Genomic DNA, 7,531 nt, shown 5'->3' with positions numbered 1-7,531 from the left:
TCAACACCCCTTTTCAAAAAAGCTTCACGAAACTTCCGGATTGGCACTTTTCTAAGGGTTTTCGGGTAGATCGCGGTCATGGTCCGCCTGTCTTGCCCGGTTTATGTCCATTTTGTGCGCGTCTCGCTCGCCATTCGGCACACCGACCATGCAGCCAGTCGCGCCTTGCCGCGTTCGCTGTCGCAGCAAGATTGCTTCGCCGGACTCAGGTGCTATCGCATTGTACGTGTCGATTAAGTTCAGAACAGGGGCCCGCTCGGGTCAGGCCGCTTTGCTCGCGCTCGTTCTCGCGAGCTCTGCATGCAGCGGTGCGGGACGCGAAGTGGCCAGCTCTCCGGCACCGACTTCTATGGAGTCGGTGGGCACCCCGTCCGCTCCAACAACGCGCGCATGGTGGCGGGAGGCCGGGGATCCTGTGCTCTCGACGCTCGTGCAGCAGGGGCTGGATAGTAGCGAGGACCTGACCTGCCAGGTTTCCGCCCTGCGCCGTTACGACCAAGAAACGGAGCAGGATGCCAAGCGTATCGGTGCCCGGCTCGGCCGCCTCCTTGGTGACAAGAGCGTTCACGCCGCTCCCCATGTGCGCGACGAAAGGGTGGAGCGCGTGGTCACCAGGCGCGCCCGGCTCGCCAGGCAGATCGCGCTGGCCTATGTCGATGTTCGGCGCCTGCAGCAGGACGTCGCGCTGCGCAGCGAATTGCGCGGTCAGTACAAGGACAATGCGGAGGTGGCGCAATTTCGGCGTGAGGCCGGACTCGCGTCCGCCATCGATGGATCTCTCGCCCGCTCGCAGGACGAGGTTGCGCAAGGCGAACTCGGCTTCGCGCAAGGCAGGCTCGATGATGCGATGACAGAACTCGCCCGTCTCGTGGGTGATACGCCGGAAGCGTTGGCGGCCCGGCTTGGTGCGTCTGCGCCCATTCCCAATCCGCCCGTAGACCCCCTAGCCATCGCCGCTCCCGACGACCCACGCCGCGCCGCCCTGGCCGACGGTGTGCTGCGTGAGGCCCGCCTGGCGCAGGCGCTCGAGGAATCGCGGCGGACGGTCAGGGATGCCCGCAATGCCTATCGCAGCGGAGCCGGCGGCTTTGCCACGCTTTATGTCGCGGAGGCGGCGACCACCGCCGTCGATCTCGCGCTGCTCGATGCGCGTGCCGGCCGGGTGACCGCGACGCTGGACCTGTGGTCGGGCCAGGACCAAGGCTGGGCGCGAGAGGGGCTCGCGCCGGTGGTTGCTCCCGTTCCGCCCGCTACGGACGAAACGATAACGGTGACCGCCGGCTGTGACTGAGCAAGACACGCATACCCCGCTCGACGCCCTGCTGGGCGCCGCGCCGCGCCACGTGCTGCGCCATTGGCTGAGCCTGCTGGTGCTCGCCATAGCGGCGCTGGCCGCGCTCACGTTCTTCGTGCGCTTCGTGACCGGCGAAGACTCTCCCTATTATTCCGCGCCCGTCGAGCGGGGCGACCTGACCCCGCTGGTGTCGGAGCGCGGACAGGTGCGCGGTTCGGGCGAGGTCACGGTCAACGCCGGGCTGACCGGGCGGATGACCTGGATTTCCGGCAAGACCGACGGAGAGGTCGAAAAGGGCGAGCTGCTTGCGGTGATCGACGCTGGACAGGTCGCCAACATGGTCGAGATCGACCGGTCGCGGCTCGCTGCGGCGCAGGCCGCGCTGGAAGGCGCACGGGTTTCCGCACAGGATGCAGGAGGCCGCCTCGCCCGCTTCGAGAGCGTGTGGAAGCGCTCGGGCGGACGCGCCCCTTCGCTCAACGAAATAGAGCGGGCCCGCGCCGAAGCGCGAAAGGCCGACCTTGGCGTTTCTGCGGCGCGCGCAGAGGTGGAGGCGGCGAAGCTCCAGCTCAAGGACGACCGCGCCAGGCAGGCCGGCTCCGAAGTACGCGCGCCGATCGCGGGAACGCTCGTCATGCGCCATGCCCAGCCCGGGCAGGTGGTGGCCGAGCAGCAGCCACTGTTCACGATCGCGGCGGGGATGGACCCGCTGACGGTGGAAGTGCCGCTTACCGGCCGGTCGGACGCACCGATCAAGGCCGGCACCCTGGCGCAGGTGCGTCTCGACGCCATGCCAGATACTCCGCAGTCGGCGACGCTGACACTCCTGCGTGTCACCCCGCCGCCCCAGTCCGCACCGCCCCGCGCCGTGTTCACGATCGAGCGGCCGGACCCCAAGGTCCGCCCCGGCATGGCGGCGACGGTGGAGATCGAGTTCCCGCAGCGCCGGAACGTCCTTCTCGTCCCCAACCCGGCGCTGCAGTTCGAACCCGCGACCGGCCAGAGCCACCGACGTGAGCGGATCTACGTGCTCGAGGACGGGGAGCCTCGCCGCGTCTACGTCAGCACCGGCAGCAGCGACGGCAAGCGCACGGAGGTGTTCGCAAACGGCCTTGAACCGGGCGATCAGGTGATCATCGGGTGGAGGGACGCGACGAGCGGAGCGGACAAGTCAGGCCGCTGAAAGGTTTGCAGTGCAACAATACCCCAGCCCGAGCGTATTGGGCATCGAGGTAAACTCGCCAGCAAGGGGTCCATTTTCTGAGTATCGACGCGCAGATGTCGCGCCGCATGGCGGTCAGGCTGTTCGCAGCGCTTGCAGCGGCAAGTGCTCTTCCCGGCGGAGTCCTCGCAGCGACCAGCGGCCGCCTCGGCGCCCCGGCCCCGTTCTCGTGGGACCGTCTGGTCGCACTTGCCCGTGCCCAGGCGCGCAAGGGTTACGTCGAAACCCCCGATTCACCGCGCGCCGCCGCCGACTATGACGCGGCCGTCAAGCTGACTTACGGCGACACGGAATCGGTCGCCGGCAATGTCCGCCTGTTCCCCGCCACCCGGAGCACCGCGCCCAAGCCCGTCCGCATCGCCATAGTCGAGGGCGGCCAGGCGCGCGAAATCGTCGATACCGCCGGCCTCTTCGTGGGCGATACCAACACCGACCCGGTCGGTTTCCGCGTCATGGATGCGACCGGCAAAAGCGACTGGCTCGCTTTCCAGGGCGCCAGCTACTTCCGCTCCTCCGGATCGCGCGACCAATATGGCCTTTCTGCGCGCGCCGTCGCCATCGACACGGGGCTGTCGAAGGGCGAGGAATTCCCCGCCTTCACCCACTTCTGGATCGAGCAGACCGGGCCGGACACGGTGCGCGTCCACGGCCTGCTCGATGGACCGAGCCTCACCGGCGCCTATGCCTTCGACTGCCGCAAGAGTGCGACCGGCGTGACCCAGGACGTCACCGCCGCGGTGTTCCTGCGCAACGACGTCGAGCAGCTCGGTCTCGCCGCCGCCTCCAGCATGTTCTGGTACGACCAGTCCAGCCCGCCCGCCAAGCGGGACTGGCGGCCCGAGATCCACGATTCCGATGGCCTCGCGATCTGGGCGGGCAATGGCGAGCGCATCTGGCGCCCGCTCGAGAACCCGCCAGTCGCAAAGCTGCATTCGCTGCGGGCGCAGTCGCCCAAGGGCTTCGGCCTGCTCCAGCGCGACCAGGCCTTCGACCATTACCAGGACGACGGCGTCTTCTACGACCGACGCCCCTCGCTCTGGGTCGAACCCAGGGGCGACTGGGGCGCGGGCGCGGTGTGCCTCTACGAAATGCCGACCGCGAACGAGACGATGGACAACATCGCCATGTTCTGGCGCGGCGATAAGCCAGCGAAGGCCGGCGAACGGCGCGACTTCGCTTATCGCCTGACCTGGACGTCGAAGGACCCGACCGCCGACGACGCCTCACGCTGCGTCGATGTCTATGACGGTCCCGGCGGGATTCCCGGCGCTCCGCCGGTCGCGGGCGTGCGTAAGTTCGTGTTCGATTTCGCCGGCCCTTCGCTCTCCGGCCTGACCCGCGACAGCGGCGTGACGCCGGAAACCGACCTGCCCAAGGGAGCCATTGTCTCCGCCGTCGCTTATCCCGTCGCACAGGCCGGCGCGCGGTGGCGCGTCATGCTCGACGTGAGGATCAAGGACTTGAGCCAGCCCCAGTTTCGTCTGTTCCTGAAACGCGGTGACACCGCGCTCAGCGAAACCGTGATCAAGGCGCTCGAATCATGAGCGTTACCCCTGTCCCAAGCCTGCCGATGCTGCCGGCCGAAGCGCTGATGGCGATGCCGGTGCAAAACCTCTACGGCAACCCGCCCGGCGCGCGTGAAGTGCTCACCAGCCCGCACGGCATGCTGGTCAAGCGCCTGCTGCTGCTGGCGCTGACGGCCGTGATCGGCCTCGCCGCCTCGAGCACGGTGCGCATGGAGCTGTCGCGCGACGGGCTCGACTGGGTCGAAGTCGTGCTGCTGCTGTTCTTCGTGCCGCTGTTCTGCTGGATCGCATTCGGCTTCGTCACTTCGACGATCGGTTTCCTCAAGCTCATCACCGGCGAACATCCGGGCTTCACCGCCCTGCCCAGCCCGGCGTCTAGCCTGCGCCACCGCACCGCCGTGCTGATGCCCGTCTACAACGAGGGCGTCGAGGAAGTCTTCGCCCGCGCCCGCGCCATGGCCCACTCGATCGCCGCCTCGGGCGGCGCGCCGTGGATCGACTTCTTTATTCTCAGCGACTCCAACCCCTTCCACGGCAAGCGCGAGGAAGCCGCTTGGCGCGAACTCGCCGAAGAAGCGCCGATCAAGGTCTACTACCGCCGCCGCGAGCAGAACACCGCGCGCAAGCCCGGTAATATCGCCGAATGGGTCCGCCGCTTCGGCGCTTCCTACGAATGCATGCTGATCCTCGACGCGGATTCGATGATGAGCGGCGACACCATCGTCGGCATGGCCTCGATCATGGAGGAACGTCCCTCGATCGGCCTGCTGCAGACGGTGCCGATGATCACCAATGCGCGCACGCTGTTCCAGCGCTGGATGCAGTTCGCGAGCGAAGCCTACGGGCCGATCGCCAGCGCCGGACTGCTGTGGTGGTCGGGCGCGGAATCGAACTTCTGGGGACACAACGCGATCGTGCGCACCCGCGCCTTCGCCGAATCCTGCGGCCTGCCCGAACTGCCCGGCAAGGCGCCGTTCGGCGGCCACATCCTCAGCCACGACATGCTCGAATCCGCGCTGCTGCGGCGGCGCGGCTGGGCCGTGCACATGGTCATGATCGGCGGCTCCTATGAGGAATTCCCGCCGACCATCGTCGACATGGCGATCCGCGACCGCCGCTGGATGCAGGGCAACCTGCAGCACCTCCAACTGCTCGGCGCCTCGGGCCTGCACTGGGCCAGCCGCCTGCACCTGCTCATCGGCGCTTCCGCCTACCTTACCTCGCCTGGCTGGCTGCTGCTGATCCTGACGATGATCGGCCAGGTCGCGACGCGCGATACCGGCGGTTTCGTCACTCTCGCCCCGCCGAGCGTCCTGATCCTGACGCTCGTCCTGCTGTTCGGCCCCAAGGCGATGGGCACGATCTGGATGCTCGCCGACCGCGATCGTCGGCGCAGCTTCGGCGGCGCGAGCGCGATCCTGCGCACCGTGCCGTTGGAAATCGCGCTTGGCATGCTGCTCGCCCCGATCACGATGGTCACGCAGACCAAGGCTCTGCTCGGCCTGCTGCTGGGCATCTCGGCCGGGTGGAACACCCAGTCGCGCGACGCCCGCCGAATCCCGGTGCGCGAGATCCTGCCGGACCTGCGCGAACACCTGCTGCTGGGCGCGGCACTGGCCGCCACCGCGTGGCTCGATCCTATGACGGCGCTGTGGCTCTCGCCCATCATCGTCGGCCTGATCGCCTCGCCCTGGCTCATCAGCACGTCGTCGAGCGAGGCGCTTGGCGACCGTGCGGCGGCGGCGAAGTTCTTCCGAGTGCCCGAGCCCGGCATCACCGAAACGCCGCGCCTGCCAAATCCCGAGCCGCTCACCCCGCTCAAGGATCAGGCGGTCGTCGAGGCCTGAGGCGCGAACAGCGCGGCCGCCGCCAGCGGGGCGGATGGGAAGTAGAAGTGCATGTAGCTCGCGGTGAGCGAGCCTTGCCGATAGATCGCCTCGCCCGCCCGGCCATCCGGGGTCGAGGCCCGGGCCGAGGGCGACAGCGGCGTTTCCAGCCGCGAATAATGGAAGGTGTGACCGCGCAAGATGCCGCCTTCCAGCTCGACTTGCTGCATGCCTAGCGCTGAAAGCCGGGGCTGCATGGTCACCTTGCCCGGCATCAGCCCGAGCATTTCGGCCCGCGTCCCCTTGCCATCATCCAGCGCCGTGCAGGTGTAAAGCATGCCTCCGCACTCTGCGAGGATCGGCTTTTCCGCCGCATGATGCGCCCGCATCGCCGCCAGCATCGGGGCGTTGGCCGCCAACTGTTCCACGTGTAACTCGGGGTAGCCGCCTGGCAGCCACAATGCGTCGCACTCCGGCAGGGCAGCATCTCGCAGCGGCGAAAAGAACGAAAGCCGGGCCCCTGCCCGCTCCAGCCAGGCGATATTGGCGGGGTAGAGGAAGGCGAACGCCTCATCCCGCGCCACGGCGATACGCTTGCCTTGAAGGCCCGAAACCGCGGCCTCGGCGCAGGCCGGAGCCGCAAAAGCGACGGGCGGCGGCAGCTGCAGCGCCGCGTCCGAAAGCAGCGCGGCGGCGCGGGACAGCCGCGCTTCGAGGTCGCCCACCTCCCTCGCCTGCACCAGCCCGAGATGGCGTTCGGGCAGCGCCACGCCGGCCTCGCGCCGCACGGCGCCAAGCCAGGTCACGCCCGCCGGCACGCTCCCTTCCAGCAGCTGCGCATGCCGCTCGCTGCCCACCTGGTTGGCGATCACCGCATGGAGGTCCAGCCCCGGCCGGTACGTTGCGAGACCATGGACGAGCGCCCCGAAGGTCTGCGCCATCGCCGATCCATCGACCACCGCCAGCACCGGCAACCCGAAGCGCTGCGCGAGGTCGGCGGCGCTGGGGTCGCCGTCGAACAGGCCCATGACGCCCTCGACGAGGATCAAGTCCGCCTCTCCCGCCGCCTCGTGGAGCAGCCTGCGGCACTCCGCCTCGCCGCACATGAACAGGTCGAGCTGGTGCACCGGTGCCCCGCTGGCCGCCTCCAGCACCATCGGGTCGAGGAAATCCGGGCCGCACTTGAACACCCGCACCCGCCGCCCGGCATCACGGTGGCGGCGGGCGAGCGCGGCGGTCACCAGCGTCTTGCCCTGCCCCGAGGCGGGGGCGGCGACCAGCAGCGCCGGGCAATGCCTGATATCATCATCTTTCATCGCCCCGGCACCTATTGGCACCGGCCCTCCCGCGCAAGCATCGGCCACTTGCGCCCTGGCTCTCCGCACGATAGTTGCCGCCCTTGCGACAGGTTCCCCGCGAGGGGATCAAAAGGGAACTCGGGTGAAAGCCCCGAGGCTGCCCCTGCAACTGTAAGCGGCGAGCCATCGGCCATTACGCCATTGGGACCCCCTAAGGTCCTGAGAAGGCGGCCGAATCGGCACTGACCCGTGAGCCAGGAGACCTGCCTGACGCAGTCGTTCTTCGACCGGACAGGGTGTGCCGGGCGAACGGGGGTCAATTCCTCGCGTGACGACAGCCACAGCCTCGTGGGCCCTCCGGCCTG

The 7,531-nt window shown here is 68.3% G+C and carries 5 protein-coding genes and 1 riboswitch; of the genes, 4 read left to right on the top strand and 1 reads right to left on the bottom strand.

Annotated elements, in window-relative coordinates:
- Positions 1–415: 415 nt before the first annotated feature.
- From PMI02_RS05940 to mdoH, 4 genes are all read left to right on the top strand, one after another.
- Complete coding sequence (locus tag PMI02_RS05940) at positions 416–1,291, top strand: TolC family protein (protein WP_007680130.1); 876 nt, start codon at positions 416–418, stop codon at positions 1,289–1,291.
- Positions 1,284–2,477, top strand: a complete 1,194-nt coding sequence (locus tag PMI02_RS05935; protein ID WP_007680126.1) for an efflux RND transporter periplasmic adaptor subunit — start codon at positions 1,284–1,286, stop codon at positions 2,475–2,477. Before PMI02_RS05940 ends, PMI02_RS05935 begins: the two co-directional genes overlap by 8 nt.
- Before the next feature lie 95 nt (positions 2,478–2,572).
- Positions 2,573–4,060 (top strand): glucan biosynthesis protein, encoded by a 1,488-nt coding sequence (locus PMI02_RS05930; RefSeq protein ID WP_007680123.1) that lies wholly within the window; start codon positions 2,573–2,575, stop codon positions 4,058–4,060.
- Positions 4,057–5,889, top strand: a complete 1,833-nt coding sequence (gene mdoH, locus PMI02_RS05925; RefSeq protein ID WP_007680119.1) for a glucans biosynthesis glucosyltransferase MdoH — start codon at positions 4,057–4,059, stop codon at positions 5,887–5,889. The genes PMI02_RS05930 and mdoH overlap by 4 nt, the downstream gene beginning before the upstream one ends.
- Here mdoH and PMI02_RS05920 read toward each other — a convergent pair.
- Positions 5,868–7,184, bottom strand: coding sequence for a cobyrinate a,c-diamide synthase (locus PMI02_RS05920; RefSeq protein WP_007680115.1), 1,317 nt, complete (start codon positions 7,182–7,184; stop codon positions 5,868–5,870). The two genes, mdoH and PMI02_RS05920, sit on opposite strands and share 22 nt — an antisense overlap.
- A gap of 73 nt (positions 7,185–7,257) precedes the next feature.
- Positions 7,258–7,452, top strand: a riboswitch (cobalamin riboswitch).
- The last annotated feature ends 79 nt before the right edge of the window (positions 7,453–7,531 follow it).

Source organism: Novosphingobium sp. AP12, assembly GCF_000281975.1.
Lineage (GTDB): Bacteria > Pseudomonadota > Alphaproteobacteria > Sphingomonadales > Sphingomonadaceae > Novosphingobium.
The sequence above is the reverse complement of the archived record's forward strand: the minus strand, read 5'-3'. Positions and strand labels throughout refer to the sequence as shown.

Excerpts from the sequence above, each read along its gene's own strand:
- PMI02_RS05930 (WP_007680123.1), top strand. The coding sequence starts at position 2,573 with ATGTCGCGCCGCATGGCGGTCAGGCTGTTCGCAGCGCTTGCAGCGGCA.
- mdoH (WP_007680119.1), top strand. The coding sequence starts at position 4,057 with ATGAGCGTTACCCCTGTCCCAAGCCTGCCGATGCTGCCGGCCGAAGCG.
- PMI02_RS05920 (WP_007680115.1), bottom strand. The coding sequence starts at position 7,184 with ATGAAAGATGATGATATCAGGCATTGCCCGGCGCTGCTGGTCGCCGCC.